Source organism: Mesorhizobium sp. LHD-90 (assembly GCF_030929505.1).
GTDB lineage: Bacteria > Pseudomonadota > Alphaproteobacteria > Rhizobiales > Rhizobiaceae > Kumtagia.
This window is the reverse complement of sequence record NZ_JAVFVV010000015.1, coordinates 14,078-32,512: the sequence shown is the minus strand read 5'-3', so window position 1 is coordinate 32,512 and position 18,435 is coordinate 14,078. Positions and strand designations below refer to the sequence as shown.

At 65.0% G+C, this 18,435-nt stretch carries 17 protein-coding genes and 1 pseudogene; 10 read left to right on the top strand and 8 right to left on the bottom strand.

Features of this window, described 5'->3' with window-relative positions:
• Positions 1-2: 2 nt before the first annotated feature.
• Positions 3-1,187, top strand: coding sequence for an MFS transporter (locus RB623_RS20530; RefSeq protein WP_308058821.1), 1,185 nt, complete (start codon positions 3-5; stop codon positions 1,185-1,187).
• Here the strand turns inward: RB623_RS20530 and RB623_RS20525 are convergent.
• The gene (locus tag RB623_RS20525) at positions 1,114-1,596 is read right to left on the bottom strand and encodes an RcnB family protein (protein ID WP_308058948.1); all 483 of its coding nucleotides are present in this window, start codon (positions 1,594-1,596) and stop codon (positions 1,114-1,116) included. The genes RB623_RS20530 and RB623_RS20525 overlap by 74 nt on opposite strands.
• Positions 1,597-1,856: 260 nt before the next feature.
• Between RB623_RS20525 and RB623_RS20520 the strand changes: the two genes are divergently transcribed.
• Positions 1,857-3,521 (top strand): Na/Pi cotransporter family protein, encoded by a 1,665-nt coding sequence (locus tag RB623_RS20520; RefSeq protein ID WP_308058820.1) that lies wholly within the window; start codon positions 1,857-1,859, stop codon positions 3,519-3,521.
• 108 nt (positions 3,522-3,629) lie between these two features.
• The gene (locus RB623_RS20515) at positions 3,630-4,334 is read left to right on the top strand and encodes a carbonic anhydrase family protein (protein ID WP_308058818.1); all 705 of its coding nucleotides are present in this window, start codon (positions 3,630-3,632) and stop codon (positions 4,332-4,334) included.
• A 517-nt stretch (positions 4,335-4,851) separates the two neighbouring features.
• On the opposite strand, the gene RB623_RS20510 is transcribed toward RB623_RS20515, so the two are convergent.
• Positions 4,852-5,301 carry a GatB/YqeY domain-containing protein gene (locus tag RB623_RS20510; protein ID WP_308058817.1) on the bottom strand — a complete coding sequence of 150 codons (450 nt, stop codon included), beginning with the start codon at positions 5,299-5,301 and terminating at the stop codon, positions 4,852-4,854.
• A 272-nt stretch (positions 5,302-5,573) separates the two neighbouring features.
• Here RB623_RS20510 and carA point away from each other — a divergent pair, with 272 nt between their 5' ends.
• Positions 5,574-6,779, top strand: a complete 1,206-nt coding sequence (carA, locus tag RB623_RS20505; RefSeq protein WP_308058816.1) for a glutamine-hydrolyzing carbamoyl-phosphate synthase small subunit — start codon at positions 5,574-5,576, stop codon at positions 6,777-6,779.
• Positions 6,780-6,836: 57 nt separating this feature from the next.
• Here the strand turns inward: carA and RB623_RS20500 are convergent, their stop codons facing one another.
• The 3 genes from RB623_RS20500 to RB623_RS20490 all read right to left on the bottom strand — a co-directional run bounded on the left by RB623_RS20500 (position 6,837) and on the right by RB623_RS20490 (position 12,057).
• Complete coding sequence (locus RB623_RS20500; protein ID WP_308058815.1) at positions 6,837-7,760, bottom strand: neutral zinc metallopeptidase; 924 nt, start codon at positions 7,758-7,760, stop codon at positions 6,837-6,839.
• 134 nt (positions 7,761-7,894) lie between these two features.
• Positions 7,895-10,528 (bottom strand): EAL domain-containing protein, encoded by a 2,634-nt coding sequence (locus RB623_RS20495; RefSeq protein WP_308058814.1) that lies wholly within the window; start codon positions 10,526-10,528, stop codon positions 7,895-7,897.
• 359 nt (positions 10,529-10,887) lie between these two features.
• Positions 10,888-12,057, bottom strand: coding sequence for an MFS transporter (locus RB623_RS20490; RefSeq protein ID WP_308058812.1), 1,170 nt, complete (start codon positions 12,055-12,057; stop codon positions 10,888-10,890).
• A gap of 144 nt (positions 12,058-12,201) precedes the next feature.
• Between RB623_RS20490 and RB623_RS20485 the strand changes: the two genes are divergently transcribed.
• From RB623_RS20485 to RB623_RS20475, 3 genes and pseudogenes are all read left to right on the top strand, one after another.
• Positions 12,202-12,594: a helix-turn-helix domain-containing protein gene (locus RB623_RS20485; protein WP_308058811.1), complete on the top strand. Its 393-nt coding sequence runs from the start codon at positions 12,202-12,204 to the stop codon at positions 12,592-12,594.
• A pseudogene (locus RB623_RS20480) lies at positions 12,591-12,662 on the top strand (hypothetical protein); the annotation flags it as partial. The gene RB623_RS20485 and the pseudogene RB623_RS20480, both read left to right, overlap by 4 nt.
• 16 nt (positions 12,663-12,678) lie before the next feature.
• The gene (locus tag RB623_RS20475; RefSeq protein ID WP_308058952.1) at positions 12,679-13,281 is read left to right on the top strand and encodes a metallophosphoesterase; all 603 of its coding nucleotides are present in this window, start codon (positions 12,679-12,681) and stop codon (positions 13,279-13,281) included.
• Between the two features lie 66 nt (positions 13,282-13,347).
• Here RB623_RS20475 and RB623_RS20470 read toward each other — a convergent pair whose 3' ends face one another.
• On the bottom strand, positions 13,348-13,947 hold the full coding sequence (locus tag RB623_RS20470; protein WP_308058809.1) for a TetR/AcrR family transcriptional regulator: 600 nt from the start codon (positions 13,945-13,947) through the stop codon (positions 13,348-13,350).
• A gap of 119 nt (positions 13,948-14,066) precedes the next feature.
• Here RB623_RS20470 and RB623_RS20465 point away from each other — a divergent pair, with 119 nt between their 5' ends.
• The 3 genes from RB623_RS20465 (at position 14,067) to RB623_RS20455 (ending at position 16,761) form a co-directional block, all read left to right on the top strand.
• Positions 14,067-15,083, top strand: a complete 1,017-nt coding sequence (locus RB623_RS20465; protein WP_374121721.1) for an NADP-dependent oxidoreductase — start codon at positions 14,067-14,069, stop codon at positions 15,081-15,083.
• Between the two features lie 165 nt (positions 15,084-15,248).
• Positions 15,249-15,866, top strand: coding sequence for a methyltransferase domain-containing protein (locus RB623_RS20460; protein WP_308058806.1), 618 nt, complete (start codon positions 15,249-15,251; stop codon positions 15,864-15,866).
• A 160-nt stretch (positions 15,867-16,026) separates the two neighbouring features.
• Positions 16,027-16,761, top strand: a complete 735-nt coding sequence (locus tag RB623_RS20455; protein ID WP_308058805.1) for an SH3 domain-containing protein — start codon at positions 16,027-16,029, stop codon at positions 16,759-16,761.
• 6 nt (positions 16,762-16,767) lie between these two features.
• Here the strand turns inward: RB623_RS20455 and RB623_RS20450 are convergent, their stop codons facing one another.
• Both RB623_RS20450 and RB623_RS20445 read right to left on the bottom strand, forming a co-directional pair.
• Entirely contained in the window at positions 16,768-17,679 is a 912-nt protein-coding gene (locus RB623_RS20450) for a DUF1186 domain-containing protein (protein WP_308058804.1), read from the bottom strand.
• Between the two features lie 67 nt (positions 17,680-17,746).
• Positions 17,747-18,316, bottom strand: a complete 570-nt coding sequence (locus RB623_RS20445) for a hypothetical protein (RefSeq protein ID WP_308058803.1) — start codon at positions 18,314-18,316, stop codon at positions 17,747-17,749.
• Positions 18,317-18,435 lie beyond the last annotated feature (119 nt).

The following is an 18,435-nucleotide window of genomic DNA, read 5'->3' as shown; positions in this document are numbered from 1 at the left end:
CGATGCCGCTCCCGCTGATTGCCCTGTTCATCGCCGCCTTCGCCTTCGGCACCACCGAATTCGTCATCGCCGGCGTGCTGCCACAGGTGGCGGCGGGCCTCGACGTGTCGGTGCCGACAGCGGGTTATCTCGTGTCGGGCTATGCTCTGGGCGTCGCCATCGGCGGGCCCTTGATGACGATCGCCACCGCGAAAGTCTCGCGAAAGACGCTGCTGATCTGGCTGGCGCTCGTCTTCATCGGCGGTCAACTCGCCTGCGCGCTGGCGCCGGATTTTGCCTCGATGCTGCTGATCCGTGTCTTGGTGGCGGTCGCCCACGGCGTCTATTTCGGCGTCGCCATGGTGGTGGCCACCGGCCTGGTGCGCGAGGACCAGCGCGGCATGGCGGTGGCGCTGGTGCTGGCCGGGCTGACCGTCTCCAACATCGTCGGCGTGCCGGCCGGCAGCGCCATAGGCAATGTTTTCGGCTGGCGCGCAACCTTCTGGGCGATGTTCCTGCTCGGCATTGTCTCGCTGGTCGCCATGATAGCGCTTCTGCCCCGCGCCGCCGGCGCGTCAGCCCGTCCGGCCGGGCTGATGAAGGAGGTTCGCGTGCTCGGCCGCCAGCAGGTGTGGACCTCGCTGATCGTCATGCTGATGCTGATGATGTGCCAGTTCGTGCCCTTCACCTACATCGCCCCGATGCTGCGCGAGGTCACCGGCCTCGACCCGGCCTACATCCCGCTGGTGCTGCTGCTCAACGGCGTCGGCGCCACCGCCGGCGTTTTCCTCGGCGGAAAGCTGGCCGACTGGAAGCTGATGCCGTCGATCATCGTGCTGACGGCGGTACAGTCCTGCGTGATGGCGGCGATGTATTTTTCCAGCCCGCACCCGCTGCCGATGGTCGTCATCGTCACCATCTGGGGCGCCATCAACTTTTGCATCGGCACGCCGATCCAGACGCGCATCCTCGCCTGGACGGCGGACGCGCCCAACCTCGCCTCGTCGCTGATCCCGTCGGGCTTCAATGTCGGCATCGCGCTCGCCGCCTTCGTCGGCGCCATGATGCTCACCGGCGGTTTCGGCTACCGCACCCTGCCGGTGCTGGGGATTTTTACGATGCTGGTCGCCGCGTTCATCGCGCTCTGCTCTCACTTGGCCGAACAGCGCAGCGGGCTGACCCCGCCGGCCCGCGCCGTGACGGCGTGAGTAAAGTCCTGCAGGGTAGGGGGCATCTTCGCGTGAAGGAAATCGGATGCACGATGAGCGCCAGTTGCCCGAAAAGCGCATGGCGACCCGCATTTGCGGAGCTCTTTTGAAGCGATTCAGCGTGCTTGACCGCAAACGTTTCGATAAGTCCTTGAAATAGCTCGACCTTACGGACTTCACGCAAGTTCGCGGCATGACCGCGACGAAGGCGATCCTTGCGGACCACATTCTCTAAATCATTGATTTCGTTAGATCCGTTCGCAGCGACCGGGCCGGCGATGACGCCGGTGGCGACGCCGATCAGCAGATAGTCGTTGTCGACCCTGATGCAGCGTTGGCCATAGGCGGGACGGTGGAGTCCATAGCGTTTGCAATCGCGAACCACATGACGTCTGCTCCAGTCCGGCACGCGGTTTCCGCGCACCCACCGGGTCCGCTCGACCTTGTCGACCGCCACCTTGAAGGAACCGACTTCCGGCTCCGCCGTTGCCCCCGCAACACTGTTTCCGACACGCCATGTCGGCTCCTGACGGGTATGCGGAGATGCTGGATTTTATTATCCGGCTAATCTATTGATGAAAGCGTCATGATCGCGCCAGCCGCTCGATTCCTCTCTGCCCGCCGCCGGCGTTTTCGCGCCGCGCGGCCGTTCGACCTGGCTGCATTCCGGTGAGCGGCTCCGTCGTTCTCATCCATCTGGCCGGCGCCATCGCGCTGCTCTTGTTCGCCACGCGCATGGTGCGCACCGGCGTCGAGCGTGCCTATGGCGACGTCTTGAAGCAGAAATTGCGTGGCACCATGCGCAATCCGGTGCTCGCGGTGCTGACCGGCGCGGGCCTGTCCATCGCCTTGCAGAGCTCAACCGCCGTCACCCTGCTGGTCGGTTCCTTCGCCGGCGCCGGCATCGTCAGCGGCATGTCCGGCCAGCTCGCGGTGCGTGGCGCGGAGATCGGTTCGGCGCTGGTCGTCAAGCTTTTGTCCTTTGATCTCAGCCTGTTGGTGCCGATCTGCATCGCCGCCGGCACGGTGATGTTCATGGCCACCGAGCGCCGCGACTGGCGCCAGATCGGCCGCATCCTGGTCGGCGTCGGCCTGCTCATCCTGTCGCTTGAAATGATCGGCGAGGCGTCCGAGCCGCTGCGCCAGAGCCAATTGCTGCCGGTCGTCGTCACCTATCTCGCCGGCGATCCGGTCACCGCCTTCCTGCTGGCCGCGGTCATGACCTGGCTGTTCCATTCCAGCATTGCCGCCGTTCTGCTACTGGTCACGCTGGCGGGCAGGGGGTTCATCCCGCCCGAACTCGGCATCGTGCTGGTGCTCGGCGTCAACCTCGGCAGTTCGGTCATCGCCCCGCTGCTGACGCGCGGCGCCGCGCCCGGCGTGAGGGTGGTGCCGGTCGGCAACCTTTTGATGCGCGGCGCAGGCTCCATCGTCATGCTGGCGCTGTTCCTGGCGTTGAAGCCGCCGGTGGCTTTCCTTGGCTCGACCGTCGGCGACCAGATCATCCACGCCCACATCCTGTTTAACTGCATCATTCTTGTTGCCGGCATTCCGCTCGCCGGCCTGGTCTACCGGGCGTCCGAGGCAATCGTGGCCATGGGCGGCAAGCCGGCGCAGGGCAAGGCGCTGGCGGAAGCCGAGCTGTCGGCTTTGGACGAAACCGCCCTTGGCCAGCCCAGCCTGGCGCTCGCCAATGCGACGCGCGAGGTGGTGAAGGTGTGCGAGACCGTCGAGATCATGCTGTCGCGGATCATCGAACTCTACGAGCATGCCGACCAGGACAAGATCGACGAGCTTGCCGCACTCGACGACCGCGTCGACCGCAAGCACGCAGCGATAAAGCTCTACCTCTCCCGGGTGCCGCTCAACCAGCTCTCGGACAGCGAGGCGCTGCGCTATCAGGAGCTGCTCGGCGCCTGCGTGAAGCTGGAGCAGGTCGGCGACATCATCGTGCGCAACATGCTGGCGCATGTGCAGAAGAAGCTGGACCGCGGCCTGACCTTCACCGACGAGGGCTGGCGCGAGCTCACCGCCTTCCACCATTCGGTGCTTACCAATGCGCGGCTTGCCTTCAACGTGCTGGTGTCGCGCGATCCGGAGACGGCGCGGCAGCTCGTCCAGGAAAAAGACAGGCTGCGAGCACTGGAAAAACAGTCCAGCCAGAGCCATTTCGAGCGGCTGCGCGAGGGCACCGCCAAGAGCGTAGAGACCAGCTCTATCCATCTCGACACGATCCGCGACCTGAAGCAGATCAACTCGCTGCTCGCTTCCATGGTCTATCCGGTGCTGGAGGAGCAGGGCATGCTCGGCGGCTCGCGGCTCAGAACGGTGTAATATCCATACAATCCTATCTGGCGCTCGAACGGACGCTTAATCATGGTCTGTTAATGGAATGACGGGTGAGCCCGCATCATGCGGACTCCGGGCATGGTTGGGGGATCAATGCTCACACGCCGTCTCTTCTGCGGCTGCCTGCCGCTCGCAGCCACAATTGTTGCCTCGAACGCCTTCGCCGCCGCTCCCGACTGCGCGGTGTTCACGCCAGAGCGGCGGAATGCGGTCAGCCCGGCCGAGGCGATCGAGCGGCTGAAGGCCGGCAACCAGCGTTTTGTTTCCGGCGCCACGATCAATTGCGATCTGATGGCGCAGGTCAAGGAGACGGCGCATGCGCAGGCGCCGTTCGCGGCGATCCTCGGCTGCATCGATTCGCGCGTGCCGCCGGAACTGGTCTTCGACCAGCGCATCGGCGACGTGTTCTGCGCCCGCATCGCCGGCAATTTCGTCGACACCGACATTCTTGGCAGCTTCGAATTCGCCACCAAGGTGGCGGGCGCCCGGGCCATCGTCGTGCTCGGCCACTCTTCCTGTGGCGCCATCAAGGGCGCGGTGGACGACGTGAAGCTCGGCAATCTCACCGCGATGCTGGCCAACATCCGACCGGCCGCGGATGCGGTGAAGACCGATGCTGAACGCACCTCCGCCAATCATGACTTCGTGCAGGCGGTCGCGGAAGAAAACGTGCGTCGCGCCGTCGCGCAACTCACCGAGCGCAGCGAAGTGCTGGCCGCTCTTGTCGAGGCAGGCGAGTTGCGCATCGCCGGCGCCATGCACGACCTTGCGACGGGCAAGGTGACTTTCCTGGCGTGAGGCATGCCGACTTTACCCTCCACTTGAGGGGAGGGTCGACGAGCCAATGGAACGAAGTGGAGTTGAGCGAGCCGGGGCGACTCCTGCTCCTTGAGCAACCCGATAGTCTGTTGCTCAGTGAACCGCGAGGGTCGCAACGTCCGTCTCCATGACCGACGGACTCTGCCCAAATCTGGAGGAAAGTCAGGGTCTCACGTCAGTGCCCACTTCGTCGGATGGACTTGGCCGTGCCACCAGCACGACCCGCGCCATCCTCCTCGTGGATCGCCTCGCCAAACGAGAAACAGAATGAACCCGATTGGGCGCGACACGCTCTAATTCTCGTCTCCGCCAGCACAGTTTGAAATGCGGGCCCGGGCGAACTGCCCGGGCCAGCACTCTGTCGACGCGAGCGGGCAAGAAGCAGTCGAGCCGCAGTGGGTTGAACAGTTCCTCTTCGTCTTCCGAACCGAGATACCTGAAACCGTCACCTGTCCGGAACAGGGTCATGTGCCCCGTTACAGAGAGGGAAGCCGGCCTACTGCAGCATCGACTTGACGATGCCGCTGGCCTTGCCGAAGTCCATCTTGCCCGGATACTTCTCCTTGAGCGCGTTCATGCAGCGGCCCATGTCGCGCAGGCCCTCGGCCCCGACCTCGTCGACCACCTGGCGGCAGGCGCGCTTGACCTCTTCCTCGCCGAGCTGCTTCGGCAGGAACTCGCGGATGATTTCGATCTCCTGGCGCTCCTGCTCGGCCAGCTCCAGCCGGTTGCCCTGCTCGAAGGCGGCCGCCGACTCCTCGCGCTGCTTCACCATCTTGGCCAGGATCTGCAGGATCTCCTCGTCGTTGACCGGGTCCTTGCCGGCGCCACGGTTGGCGATGTCGCGGTCCTGGATCGCGGCGTTGATCAGCCGCAGGGTCGAGGTGCGGCGCTTGTCCTGGGCCTTGAGAGAGGTTTTCAGGGCTTCGGCGATGGCCGTGCGCATTTCGGTTCTCCTTTTCGCAGGCGGACATTAGCGCTAGCCGCCCGGCCACGCAAAATCCAGCCGTGCCGACCATTTCCTGACGAAAGATAAATGGTGTCGGGCCGGGCCGCGATTGTTGACCCGCCGGGAGGCATCGCCTATGTGCGTGCCTTGCATAGATTGCAACATGACGTCACGGGTCCGGCGATTTGCGCGGCAGGCCGTGCTTCGTTGCGTTATATGGCTTTCCGCGCGCTTGTTTGCAAGCGCCGGACTTTTTGACGGAGCCCGCCATGACCGCCTCGACCGCCCCCTGGGGAGCCGAACTGCTGACCGCTGCCCTTGTGCTGGCCGACGGCACCGTGATCCGCGGGCGAGGGCTTGGCGCGACCGGCAGCGCGGTGGCGGAAGTCTGCTTCAACACGGCGCTCACCGGCTACCAGGAGATCCTCACCGATCCATCCTACGCCCGCCAGATCGTCGCCTTCACCTTCCCGCATATCGGCAATATCGGCGTCAACGGGGAGGACATCGAGGATTTGAACCCGGCCGCGCGCGCCGGGGCCGTAGGCGCCGTCTTCAAGGCCGACGTCACCAATCCTTCCAACTATCGCGCAGCCGAAAGCCTCGACCGCTGGCTGAAGCGGCGCGGCATCGTCGCCATGAGCGGCATCGACACCCGCGCCCTGACCGCGCTGATCCGCGAGAAGGGCATGCCCAACGCCGTAATCGCCCATGCGCCGGACGGCCGCTTCGACATCGACGATCTCAAGCGGCAGGCTGCTGCCTGGTCCGGCCTTGTCGGCCTCGACCTGGCGAAGGACGTCACCTCCGGCCAGTCTTCGGTGTGGACCGAGGAGCCGTGGGTGTGGAACGAGGGGTTTGGCCGGCAGGACGCGCCGACGTTCCACGTCGTCGCCATCGACTATGGCGTCAAGCGCAACATCCTTCGCCTCATCGCCGGGCTGGGCGGCAAGGTCACGGTGGTGCCGGCCCAGACCAGTGCGGAAGACATCATGGCGCTGCAGCCCGACGGCATCTTCCTCTCCAACGGTCCCGGCGACCCGGCGGCCACCGGCGAATACGCCGTGCCGGTGATCCGCGGCCTGCTCGACACCGACATCCCGGTGTTCGGCATCTGCCTCGGCCACCAGATGCTGGCGCTGGCTGTCGGGGGCACAACAGTCAAGATGCACCAGGGCCATCACGGCGCCAACCATCCGGTGAAGGACCATACCACCGGCAAGGTCGAGATCGTCTCGATGAACCATGGCTTTGCCGTGGATTCGGCAAGCCTGCCCGCTGGTGTCGAGGAGACGCATGTGTCGCTGTTCGACGGCTCGAATTGCGGCATATCGCTTGCCGGCAAGCCGGTGTTTTCGGTGCAGCACCATCCGGAAGCCTCGCCCGGCCCGCAGGATTCGCACTACCTGTTCCGGCGCTTCGTCAACCTGATCCGCGCCCGCAAGGGCGAGCCGGCGCTGCCCGAGCGGGCCTGACGCCAGACCGGGATCGCCGCTCCGGCGATCCCGGCGGCCGCCGGGCGTCGCGAAACCTCAGATCGGATTGTTGAACGTGTCGCAGTCCGACAATTTTCCGCTCTTGAAACCGGCTGCGAACCACTTCTGGCGCTGCGCGCTGGTGCCGTGGTTGAAGCTCTCCGGCACGACGTAGCCCTGGGTGCGGCGCTGCAAGGTGTCGTCGCCGATCTGCGTGGCGGCGTTCAGCGCTTCCTCGAGATCGCCGCGTTCCAGGATGCCCTTCTGATCGGTGAAATGGCCCCACACGCCGGCAAAGCAGTCGGCCTGCAACTCGACGCGCATCGACATCTGGTTGGCCTCCGCCTCCGGCATCTGCTGCCGCATCTGGTTGAATTTCGGCAGCACGCCGATCAGGTTCTGGACGTGATGTCCAACCTCGTGGGCGATCACATAGGCCTCGGCGAAGTCGCCGGACGCGCCGAACTGGCGCGAAAGCTGGTCGAAGAAGGCGGTGTCCAGATAGACCTTCCGGTCACCGGGGCAATAGAACGGGCCGGATGCCGACGAGGCATAGCCGCAAGCCGAGGCGATGCCGCCCGAAAACAGCACCAGCTTCGGTTCCTCGTATTGGCCCCCCTCGGCCTTGAAGATGCCGTTCCAGGTTTCCTCCGTCTCGGCCAGGATAGTGGAGACGAACTGGGTCATCTCGTCGCTGGCGGGTGTGCCCTGTTGCTGGGTGATCTGGCCGCCGCCGCCCGGAACCTGCTGTTCGCCCTGCGATAGAAGTTCGAGCGGGTCGATGCCGCAGGCCCTGAGCGCGAAGAACAGGACGACCAGGATGATGATGGTCGACAAGCCGCCACCGGCGCCGCCGCGCCCGATCGGGATGCGCATGCCTCCGCCGCCCGGCCGGCCGAACGGCCCGCCCTGCTGGCCGCCGAGCCCGCCGCCGCGGGCATCCTCGACATTCTGGCTCTGCCTGCGGCCTTTCCAAAGCATATGCTTGCTCCCTGCGTTGGCTGGGCGGATGCTTGTCCACCTCCGTTAAACCGGAAACTAGCCGAAGCGTTGCCGTAAGTCACAGCTTTTCAATGCATCCAGGCGGCGGTCCGCCCTCCTGAACGGGGGGCCGCTCAGGACGCCGTGCGCCAGCGTTCGCTGCGGATGAAATCCTCCAGCGCCGGAGCGCCTATGGCAGGGCCGAAGGCATGGCCCTGCAGCTTGTCGCAGCCGAGCTTCTTGAGGATCCGGGCATGCTCCATCGTCTCGACGCCCTCGGCGACGACGTCGATGCCCAGCGTCTTGCCGATCTCGATGATCGATTCGACCAGTTGCCGCTGCCTGACGGACTTGACGATGGGCAGGATGAGCTGCCGGTCGATCTTGAGCCTGCGCGGCTGCAACTTGAGCAGACTGACGATCGAGGCGTAGCCGGTGCCGAAATCGTCGATCTCGATGTCGATGCCGAATTCCTTGATGCGGTCGACGTTCCAGGCGACGATCTCGTCGGTGTCGTCGAGGAAGATCGACTCCAGCAGTTCGAAGGACAGGATGCCGGGGCGGATGTCGAGGCGCCTCAGGCTTTGGATCAGTTCCTCGTCGCGTAGCCGGCGGGCAGAGACGTTGACCGAGACGCGCGGCACCAGCAGGCTCGTCCGGTTCCACCGCTCGAAATTGGCGAGCGTCTGCTCGAGCACGATCCGGTCGATGGTGGAGACGACGTTGAGTTCGTCGGCGGTCTTGAGGAAGGCGTCGGGCGTAAGCAGCCCTTCGGTCGGATGCGCCCAGCGGACCAGCGCCTCGACTCCGGCGATTTCCAGCGTGTCGGCGTGGAACTGCGGCTGGTAGTAGGCGACGAACTCGTTGCGTTCCAGCCCGCCGAGAATCTCGTCGGCAAGGTGCTTGTTTCGTATGATCTCGGCCTGCAGGGCGGTGGTGAAGAACTCGTAGCGGTTGCGGCCTCGGCTCTTTGCCCGATAGAGGGCGATGTCGGCATTGACCAGCATTTGCGCCGGATCCGCCTTGTCCCTGGTCTCGGTGGCAATGCCGATGCTCACCCCGATACGGCACTGGTGACCCTCGTAGGCAACGGGACGCCGCATGTAGCGGATAATGCGCTGGGCGATATCCTCGATGTGATTCTGGCCGGGCTGCACCAGGCAGACGACCACGAATTCGTCGCCGCCGATGCGCGCGACGAAATCGCCCTTGCGCACATTCTGCCTGAGCACCTGGGCCGCATGCACCAGCATCGCGTCGCCGGCGGCGTGGCCCAGCGTGTCGTTGATCTGCTTGAAGCGGTCGAGATCGATATGCAGCAGGGCGATGTCTTTGTCGTCGTGCCGGTTCGGGGCGGCGAGCCTCGTCAATTCCTCGTCCAGATAACGGCGGTTCGGCAGCCCGGTGAGGGAGTCGTGCAGTGCATTGTGCTCGATGCGGGCCTTTACCGTCTCGAGTTCCGTGGCTCTGATCTCTGCCAGGATCTTTGCCCTCTCGAGGTCCTTGTTGAGCGCCACGTCGGCGGTCACGTCCCATTCGGCGCCGATCATCTTCGGCGTGTCATCCGGGTCGCGGAAGATCGTTGCATGGGTCCGGATGTGACGGATCTGCCCGTCGGGCCGAATGATGCGATACTTCGAAGAATAGGGGCGGTTCTCCTCTACCGCGGTGTTGAAGTCGTTCTCGGCCATCTCCAGGTCGTCAGGGTGGATGGCGCCGACCCAATCCTGATAGGTTCGTCGCTTCTGCTTTCGCTGAGCGCCGTAGATTTCGTAGAGGCGGTCGTCCCAGATGACTTCGTCGGTGCCGAGGTCATGCTCCCACACGCCGATACGGGAGGCATCGAGCGCCAGTTCGAGCCGCTGCGACAGTTTTCTCAGTTGGGCTTCGCGGCGATGCAGCGCGAGATAGTTCTTCTGTCTGTCGGCGTAGAAACGTGCCGCGAAGGCAATTGGTATGGCCACCAGCGCAATCGCGGCGGCGATCAGGGCCCGCAGCCACCAGGCGTTGTCCGGCGTGACGTTCCAGCCTTCCGCCGGGACGGCCGCGATCTGCCAGGAGGCTCCGGAAGGCAACGACACGGCGACCGTGACGGGCTGCTCGGCAAGGAGCCCGGGCGGCCCGAAGAACTGCACGCTCTTCTCCTCCGGCGAGTCCTGGCCGACCAGCGCGATCTCTATTTCCTTGTCCGCCAGAAGGCCGCTGTCGCGATAGAGGCGGTCGACATCGACCACGACGGACACCAGTCCCCAGAATTTGCGGTTGGCGTCGTCGCCGGTGAACACGGGAAAGCGGCCGATCAGTCCCTTGCCGCCCTGCACGAGGTCGACAGGCCCGGTCAGGACCATTTCGCCGGTATCGCGGGCACGCAATGCGGAGGCCGCCTGCCGCTCGTTCTTCAGATAGTCGAGCCCGATCGCCGCTTTGTTGGCCTCAAGGGGGTAGACCATCGTCACGACGAAGTTGGGCGCAACGGCGACGTTGCGGAGCTGGTTGTCCGCCGAGAAGAGGCGGTTTGCCAGTTGCTGAAAGCGCTGTTCACCGAGATCGGGCTCCGCCTCGATCATGGCGGCGAGGCCTCGCGCCAGTTGCACGTTGCCGTTGATTCCGCCCTCAAGCTTGGCGCGGATGACGTTGATTTTGGCGAGAACCTCGGCGCGTGCCGCCTGCTGGTGGAGGATGATGTTCTGATGGTCGGCGAAAATGCCGAGCAAGGCAATGACCCCGGCCGCGACCGCGGCCGGCAAGGTGCTCGGCGAGAACAACATCCGCCGGGCCCGGGCGAGGCTCAATCTCCTCAAGGCAGGTCACTCTTGGCAACTGGCACGCCAGGCAAGATGACACCCAAAGCTTAAGCAGGACTTTCCTTGTCCGGCAAAATGAGACCGGCGGGGCCTAGCCGAACTTCACGGTAGCAGTGGAAATTCTACGTAAGTTGCAGATGGTTGTGCGAAAAACGCCGGTTCGGCCAGTCTGTTACGGACTTCTCTGCTAGGGCGCTGGCCCTTTACTGACCTTGCCGTATGTATTCCCGCCGCGGCAGACCGAAAGGCAAGCTTTTGGTCCGCCCGGTGTGTACTTCTCGGAATCCGGCAGGGTCTTTGCGGCGTTGCCGCGGCCTGCAGTATCAGACGGCTGGAACTCCGGCGCGGCGGCGGCAGGTCAGCAGCGTCACGGCCAGCGCGACGAGCGGGAAGGGCGCCGCGGCGATGCCGAGTTCCGACGCAGGCGCGACTTCCAGCAAACGGCCGCCGATGAAGCTGCCCGCAGCGATGCCGAAATACATGGCCGAGACGTTCAGGGGCAAAGTGAGATTGGCGAGTTCCGGCGCATGGCCGACCAGCCGGCTCGCCTGCGCCGGCGGGAAGGTCCAGCCGATGAATCCCCAGGGAAGCATGATGCCGATCAGCAACGGGCCGGCAACGGAAGACGGCAGGAATTCGAGGATCGCCGAGATCGCCGCGCAGATCGCCGCCGAAGCCAGCAATGCCATGACGATCATGCGCGAGGGCCCCAGTCGGTCGGCGAGCACGCCACTGGCATAGTTGCCGGCGACCGCGCCGATGCCGAAGGCGAGCAGCATGGCCGGCAGCACAGCGACGGACAGGCCGGCGCTCAGCGCCAGGGGCGCCATATAGGCGACGATGATGAAGCCGCCGGTCAGGTAGAGCAGCGTCACCAGAAGCGACGGCAGGATGCCGGGGCGGCTGATCGCGGCGAAGCGTTCCGACAGCGACAGTTTCAAGCCGGGAATGCCGCGCGGCAGTTGCGTCCACAAGACGAGGAGGCAGATCAGGGCAAGCGCGGCAACGACCAGATAGGCGGAGCGCCAGCCCGCGAGGTTGCCGACCAGCGAGGCGAGCGGCGCGCCGAGCGCGACGGCGAAAGTGGTGCCGCCCAGCACCGTGGCAACCGCCCTGGCGCGGTGCTCCGGTCCGGCCAAGGCGACCGCCGTTGCCTGCGCGGTTGCGGCGAACAGACCGGCCGACATGCCCATGATCACCTGGGCGCCGAGCAGCGTGGCGAAGGAATCGCTTGCGGCGGCCAGTGCGTTGCCGGTCATGAAGATCAGCAGCGCCAGCGCGATCACCCGCCGGCGGTCGGCGGCGCCTGCCAGTGTCGACAGGATCGGCGTGCCGATAGCATAGGCCAGCGAATAGGTGGTGACGAGATGCCCGGCGTCCGAGACCGAAATGCCCGCCGACGCCGAGATCAGCGGCAGCAGGCCGGCGAAGACGAAGGCAACCGTGCTCGTGGCGAAGGCGCCGACGGCCAGCCAGAGAAGACGTCTGTCCATGGGAAACCCTTGGTTCAACAATCGTTGAACTATTGAACCCGGTTGGCGGCTATGTCAATGTGCCGGGCAGTCGTCGCGCAAGTCTCCCGCCAGCACGTGTCAGGAGACCGGCGGCGTCGGATACCCATGGGAATTCTGCCGGCAATGTCGCTCTTTCATCCATCGACCGAACAGATCGAACTGGCGACCGTGCTTTCCGTGCTCGGCGACCAGACGCGCCTGTCGATCGTCGGCTACCTCGCCCGCAACGAGGGTTTTGAGATCAACTGCAGCCGCTTCCTCGACCTCGGCTCCAAGACCAATGTCAGCTACCACCTCGCCAAGCTGCGGGAAGCCGGCATCACGCGGACGGAGGTGCGCGGCACCAACCGGCTGATCTCGCTGCGCCGCGCCGACCTCGACCAGCGCTTCCCCGGCCTGCTCGATTCGATCCTGGCCAGCGCGACCGGCATTGCCTTCGACATGCACGAGGCCGCCAGGGCGGAACTGCGCCAACTGGAACGCGAGGGCGCGGCCTCGCCGGGACCGGTGGGATGAAGATGCGGATCGCGGTCATCGCCGACATCCACGGCAATCTGCTCGCTCTCGAGTCGGTGCTCGCGGATCTTGCCCGGCGCGGTGGTGCCGACCTCACCGTCAATCTCGGCGATTGCGTTTCCGGTCCGCCGTGTGCCGCTCGATCCGCTCGACCGGATGGGGCCGTCCGACCGTTTCGCCCACGACCGGCTGTCGCCGGCGCAACGCGACTGGCTCGCTGCCTTGCCAATGCAAGTGAGGCCGGCTCCCTCGATCCTCGCCTTCCACGCCCGGCCGGATCATGACGAAAAATACCTGACCGAAAACATCGTCGATGGAGGCCTCGTGCGTGCGCCTGTGGCGACCATCGCGCGGCGGCTGAAAAATCTCGATCCCGCTGTCCGGCTGCTGCTTGCCGGCCACAGCCATCGCCCCGAACTGGTCGAACTGCCCGGTGGCCCGATCGTCTTCAATCCGGGCAGCGTCGGCTGCCCGGCTTATTATGACCCTACCGAGCCGGCGCATCGTTCCGAGCAGGGCTCGCCGCACGCCCGCTACGGCATCGTCGATGCAGACGGCGAGAGTTTTTCTTTCCAGGCGATCGCCGTCGGCTACGACCATGAAGCGGCGTCCCGCCGCGCCGCCGAAGCCGGCCGCGTCGAATGGGAGGAAGGCCTGCGCACCGGTTTTATTGCGGGGTCGGCTTGATCCGGTCACCGAGCCCGTCTTAGTTGTTCGGGCCCATCTGCGCGTCCGGCTCTTCTGGTCTGAAAATCACCGGGTCGTGGCCGGATAACGCTTCAACGTTGCCGTGAACATGCCAGCCAGCGCCTCCACCGCATCTTCGCGGGCGATCCGGCCCGCCGCGGCGTCCTGCGCCAGCGCCTCGGCCGCGCCGAGACAACCGAGCAGCACGGCCGCATCGTTCGGCGGCAGTTTCACGAAGCGTCCAAAACCTTCCCGGTAGCGATCGACATAGCCGCGCCGCAGCGATTGCCTGAAATCGGCCGTTTCTTCGGTGGCCGAGAGCGCGGCGAAGGCGGCTCCCATCGCCGGGCCCATATCAAGCACGCAGCTCACATAGGACGAGGCAAAGATCGAGGCGACGTCCTCCAACGTCTCGCCGCCCGCGGCAAGCGCCTCGCGCTGCGCCTGCATCTGCCGTTTGTCATAGGCGCTGCAGATCGCGATCAGCAGCCCGGCGCGGGTGCCGAAATGCTCGTAGGCGATCGGCTTGCTGACGCCGGCGCGTTCGGCAAGATGGCCGAGCGTAAGCGCGTCGGTACCTTGCTCGCTCATGATCGCCTGCGCGGTCTCGAGCAGTTGCTCGCGCCGCTCCGCCCTCGGCAGTTTTTTGGTCGCTGCTCCAGTCATCCCAGCCTGCGTGGCCCACACCTCGTCCAGCCTTCGGCTTGACATCATCCGTCGCGCTGCATATTACCAATAGTAACTTACTTATCGTAAGTTACTGTCCTTAAGTTCCTATATAGGAGATTTCCGTGACCATTGCAGCCCGCGAAATCCATCTGAAGAGTCGTCCGGCCGGCCTGCCGGGACCGGAGAATTTCGAACTGGTAGAGCGCCGCTTGTCCGCTCCCGCCGACGGCCAGCTTCTCGTCCGCTCGCTGTGGATGTCGGTCGATCCCTATATGCGCGGCCGCATGGTCGACCGCCCCAGCTATATCGCGCCGTTCCAGGTGGGCCAGCCGCTCGAGGGCGCTGCAGTAGGCGTGGTCGAGCAATCCGCCGCGCCAGGTTTCAAGCCTGGCGACATGGTCACCCATTTTTCCGGCTGGCGCGACCGTGCGGTGATAGACGCCGCCACGGTGGCAAAAATCGATCCCGCCGCGCCGCTCCAGGCCTGGCTTGGCCCGCTCGGCGTGCCCGGACAGACGGCTCATGCCGGGCTAACCCACATCGCCGGGCTGAGAGAAGGCGATACGGTGTTCGTCTCGGCCGCCGCCGGCGCCGTCGGCTCGATGGCGGTGCAGATCGCCAAGATCAAGGGCGCGCGCGTCATCGGCTCGGTCGGTACTGAGGACAAGGCGCGATGGGTGCGAGACGAGCTCGGCGCCGACGCCGTCATCAACTACCGCACCGCCGGCGACCTCACCAGGGCTCTGGCCGAGGCAGCGCCGCAAGGCATCGACGTCTATTTCGACAATGTCGGCGGCGACCATCTCGACGCCGCGCTGGCGGTCGCCAACAAATTCGCCCGCTTCGCCATCGGCGGGATGATCGCGCAGTACAATGACGAAGTTCCGCCACCCGGCCCACGCAACCTGGCCGCGCTGATCGGCAAGCGCATCAGGATGCAGGGCTATATCATCCTCGACCATCCCGATCTGACGCCGTCGTTCACGCATGAAATGCTGGGCTGGCTCGCCGAGGGTCGGATCAAGTCGCGCGACACCGTGGTCGAGGGCCTCGAAAACGCTCCAAAAGCGTTCATCGGCCTGTTTTCCGGCGACAACACCGGCAAGATGCTGGTCAAGCTCACCGACGGCTGAGCCGCCAACTCTCGCCCCGGGCTGTCACAAAGCCGAAATCCCGAACCAGCATTAATGTCACGCTCCGATTTCTTCGTCGGGGCGTGTTTTTTCGCCCTAATCCGGCCACGGATTCGAGGCTCGTTCCGCAGCGTCAAGCCGGGGGGCTTCGATTTGAGGGATTTCATGACCGGCAATTGCGTTCAATCCGACTTTGTCCGCTTCTTCCGTTCCTGGGTTTCGGCGCCGATGCGCGTTGCCGCCGTAGCGCCATCGGGGCCGGTGCTGGCGCGGCTGATCACCCAGGAGATTTCACCGCGGGACGGGCCGGTGCTGGAACTCGGTCCGGGCACCGGCGTGTTCACCCGCGCCCTGCTGGCGCGCGGCGTGCCGGAGAGCGACCTCACCTTGATCGAGTTCGGGTCGGAATTCGCAAAACTGCTCGCGCTGCGCTTTCCGCAGGCGCGCGTGATTTCGCTCGATGCCGCCCGGCTGGCGCAAGCCGGCCTGTTTGAGCCGGGCTCGGTTGGCGTGGCGGTGAGCGGGCTGCCGCTGCTCTCCATGCCGCTGGACAAGGTCGAGGCAATCCTCGCCGGAGTATTCGCCGTGCTGAAACCCGGCGGCGCACTCTATCAGTTCACCTATGGGCCGCGCTGCCCGGTTCCGCCCGCCATCCTCGGCAGGAACGGGCTGCAGGCAACGCGCACCGGCTGGGCGTTGCGCAACATCCCCCCGGCCACCGTCTACCGGATCAGCCGCATGGACGATGCCGCCGCCGCGATTTTCGAACGCCAAGCGGCTTGAAGTGGGCGCTTCCTTTCACTTGAGGGTGCATGGCGCGGCCGGCCCGACGATCGGCCGTGTCGTCGGCACACCGTGGCGCGATGTTCACGCGGCAGTGCCGAAGAGTTGACTTAAATTGGTGTCATGGCCAAACCTGTCGCCGCTTCGCAACGGGACTGCCATGCGCTCCGGACTTCTTTCGGCCCTCGCCGGTCTTTTGCTGCTGCTGTCGGCGGGCGTTTCGTTCGCCCAGACCGAATCCACCGACGAGACCGAACCTGTCGCTCCGCCGGCGCCAGTTGCGCTGCCGCCCTTCGACCCCAACGCCGAGGCCTTCGTTGTGGAAGGCGTCGCCTATAACGATCTCCTGAATGTGCGCGCGACGCCCTCGGCCGGGGGCAAGCTGGTCGGCCGCCTGCCCAACGGCGCGCTGCTGCGCAACCATGGCTGCAAGGAAAACAACGGCGCCAACTGGTGTGACGTCGAATCCTTCGAAGACGCAAAAGTGAGGGGTTGGGTCGCCGCTCGCTATCTCTACGGCGAGGCCATCGAGGGCTTGCCCGAGCCACCGGCCGGCGGCACGGCAGCCGCTGCCACGCCACCGGACGCCGGCACGCAAGCCGCAACTCCGCCTGCCGGCTTCGACGCGATCGGCGACATCCCCTGCGCCCGCTATTACGGCCAGCCGATGACCCATTGTTCGGCCGCCGTGAAGCGCGGCGTGGACGGTGAGGCCACGATCACCGTCACCTGGCCGGACGGCGGCGAGCGCGTCATCCTGTTCACCAACGGCCGCGCCGACAACTCCGATTCAACTGACCCGCTCACCTATACCCGCGAGGCCGACCTCAACATGATCCGCATCGGCAAGGCCGAACGGTTCGAGATACCGGATGCGCTGCCGTTCGGGGGGTAGGAGCCCTTACTGCAAACAGCATTTTTTGAACTTCTTGCCGCTTCCACACGGGCAGGGGTCGTTGCGGCCGATATCGCGAAATTCATTCACGGCGCTGACGAATGAGGATGGTATTCGGGGCGCCAGCCTTTCTGTCTTGTGGTCAAGTTTGCGCCTTTCGCGAATATAGCGTTCCGAATAACCGTACCAGCCGGAGAGTTCCTTGACAGCGTCGTCAAGCGGCTGGAATTTTCGCAGTCGCTTCCATGCGTCCTCGTCGGTCAGCGCGTTTTTCAGTTGACTCCGATAGTCGTCCAGCGAGATCGCGGGTCCCCCGATCAATTCGTCAGGGATATTGCCATCGTCGAATACCTTCTCGACTTGAGCCGACAATTCTTCAAGGCCGAGTACCGAGACGGTGTCGACCCAGGTGACCCATCCATAGTCGCCGATCTCCAATCCCGAGCGCGTTGGGAAAGACTGGAGATAGGCTCGTGCGTCGTTTCGAGGAATTTGGTCGGTCAGCACCAGGAAAGCCCATGTGCTCAGAAACGAGTCGCGAACGAAACCATCGAACTCCTTGTTTTCGAACGCTTCCAGCAAGCGCGCGGCATCGTCGTTCCGGACGAGGCGAATGAGGATGCGGTCGACCGACTCAGTCACACTGTCGCCCAGCAGCGCCTCCAGGTCGTCATCGGACAAGGCCAACAGTTTCATCAGCGGCTCGAAGGCGCGACGGTCGCCGATCTCGCCAAGTACGTGGACGAGCACGGAAGCTGCCTGGCATTCGTCCTCGGTTGCCTGCGCAGTCGCGATGCGGTTCAGCACGCCAATGGCGTATGGGACGAAACTTTCCGGCGCTGCGGTCGCGGCGCGAATGGCGGCAACCGGCACGCGCTCCGAGTGGGCAAAATCACGAATGACGTCTGCAAGATCCATGAGCGACTCCACGAAACAAGATCGGTATTCAGCATGTTCGAGACTACACGCCAACCACCCTGTCATTTCAAGGCAACCGCCGCTGCGCCGTCCCTCGCCAGTGCGCAAAATTCCCGACCGCCCGGCGCATCGCCGCCCAGACCTCCTCCTCGCCGAGCTCCTGCTGCGGGTAATAGCGCATGCTGAAGAACGCGATGGCATCGACCTCTTGGCTTCCGTCTGCCCAGCGACCGATCAGGGGGATGCGCTGACGTTGCGCTCCGCTCGCAACGTCCATTGCGTCGGACAGCGCGAAAACCGTCTGCAACGGCGCGCCGTCGGCTTTCATCAGCACAGCGGCCGCGCCGAGCCTTTGACCGTCGATCGGCTCGCGAGCGAGGAACTCGAACTGGAGACTGCCGCGTCCACTCTCGTCGAGAATGAAAAAGGCGCTGCCTTCGGCCTCGCGGTCATAGCGCCAGCGAAAGGTGAGGGGCGGCTGCCTGCCCGGCCGCCCGGCAGCGCGATCTATCGCCAAGGGCAGCAAGCGGAGCGGCACGACGTCGCCATAGGGCTTTTCGACCTCGACGATCCATCTTTGCGGGTCTTCGCGGTCGGGATAGAGCAGCCACGCATCAGCCGGCTTGCCCGCCGACATCGCGGCGGCGAGCGCGATCGCGAAAGCTGTCGCACGCCGCATCGGCGTTCCGTCCTCCCGCGGCGATCATCGCAAAGGTGGAGGCGCGCGGCAAGGCCGGCGCGCGCGCGCATTTTCGG

Coding starts and splice junctions, on each gene's coding strand:
- RB623_RS20445 (WP_308058803.1), bottom strand. CDS start 18,316: ATGTCGGCGGGCAAGCCGGCTGATGCGTGGCTGCTCTATCCCGACCGC.
- RB623_RS20460 (WP_308058806.1), top strand. CDS start 15,249: ATGACCGGCAATTGCGTTCAATCCGACTTTGTCCGCTTCTTCCGTTCC.
- RB623_RS20495 (WP_308058814.1), bottom strand. CDS start 10,528: ATGTTGTTCTCGCCGAGCACCTTGCCGGCCGCGGTCGCGGCCGGGGTC.
- RB623_RS20450 (WP_308058804.1), bottom strand. CDS start 17,679: ATGGATCTTGCAGACGTCATTCGTGATTTTGCCCACTCGGAGCGCGTG.
- RB623_RS20490 (WP_308058812.1), bottom strand. CDS start 12,057: ATGGACAGACGTCTTCTCTGGCTGGCCGTCGGCGCCTTCGCCACGAGC.
- RB623_RS20485 (WP_308058811.1), top strand. CDS start 12,202: ATGTCGCTCTTTCATCCATCGACCGAACAGATCGAACTGGCGACCGTG.
- carA (WP_308058816.1), top strand. CDS start 5,574: ATGACCGCCTCGACCGCCCCCTGGGGAGCCGAACTGCTGACCGCTGCC.
- RB623_RS20530 (WP_308058821.1), top strand. CDS start 3: ATGCCGCTCCCGCTGATTGCCCTGTTCATCGCCGCCTTCGCCTTCGGC.
- RB623_RS20455 (WP_308058805.1), top strand. CDS start 16,027: ATGCGCTCCGGACTTCTTTCGGCCCTCGCCGGTCTTTTGCTGCTGCTG.
- RB623_RS20515 (WP_308058818.1), top strand. CDS start 3,630: ATGCTCACACGCCGTCTCTTCTGCGGCTGCCTGCCGCTCGCAGCCACA.
- RB623_RS20500 (WP_308058815.1), bottom strand. CDS start 7,760: ATGCTTTGGAAAGGCCGCAGGCAGAGCCAGAATGTCGAGGATGCCCGC.
- RB623_RS20510 (WP_308058817.1), bottom strand. CDS start 5,301: ATGCGCACGGCCATCGCCGAAGCCCTGAAAACCTCTCTCAAGGCCCAG.
- RB623_RS20470 (WP_308058809.1), bottom strand. CDS start 13,947: ATGACTGGAGCAGCGACCAAAAAACTGCCGAGGGCGGAGCGGCGCGAG.